Source organism: Paracoccus sp. S4493 (genome assembly GCF_000967735.1).
GTDB classification, from domain to species: Bacteria; Pseudomonadota; Alphaproteobacteria; order Rhodobacterales; family Rhodobacteraceae; genus Paracoccus; species Paracoccus marcusii.
Genome location: NZ_JXYF01000424.1, coordinates 1 through 698, shown reverse-complemented (window position 1 = coordinate 698; position 698 = coordinate 1). Strand labels below are relative to the sequence as shown.

The window sequence follows — 698 nt, the reverse complement described above, 5'->3', positions numbered from 1 at the left end:
CCTTGCCGGTCGCGGCGGCGTCCGACTTGCCGTGGCTCCAGGTGCCCAGGGGGTTCCAGCCGGTCAGGTTGGCGGTCCACATGTCCACCGCACCCAGCATCAGGCTGGCCGACAGACCAAGGCGCGACCAGATCGGCTTGACGTTGCGCACGCGTTTCAGGTCGGCACCGATGGCACCGCCGCGCACCGCGCCGTCGTAATCGGTCAGCCGGTCGCCCTCGCGCCCCGCCTTGATCGCGGCGGCGGCGGCATCGGCGGCCTCGATCCCCGAGAGCATCGCGTTGTGGTTGCCTTTGATGCGCGGCACGTTGACCATGCCCGCCGAACAGCCCAGCAGTACGCCGCCGTCGAAGGACAGCTGCGGCAGCGACTGCCAGCCTCCCTCGGTGATGGCACGGGCGCCATAGCTGATGCGTTTGGCCCCCTCCAAGAGGTCTGCGACCATCGGATGGTGCTTGAAGCGCTGGAACTCCATGTAGGGATACAGGTAGGGGTTGGCATAGTTCAGGTGAACGACAAAGCCGACCAGCACCTGGTTGTTCTCAAGGTGATAGATGAAGCTGCCGCCGCCGGCATTCTTGCCCAGGGGCCAGCCCATCGTGTGCACAACGCGACCCTTGTGGAACTTGTCGGGAGAAACCTCCCAGATCTCCTTCATGCCCAGGCCGAACTTCTGCGGATCGCCATGGGCCGACAGG

General features: G+C 65.8%; 1 protein-coding gene. It reads right to left on the bottom strand.

Annotated elements, in window-relative coordinates:
* On the bottom strand, window positions 1-698 hold a 698-nt coding region (locus TW83_RS18220), incomplete at both ends, for an NAD(P)/FAD-dependent oxidoreductase (protein ID WP_045984200.1).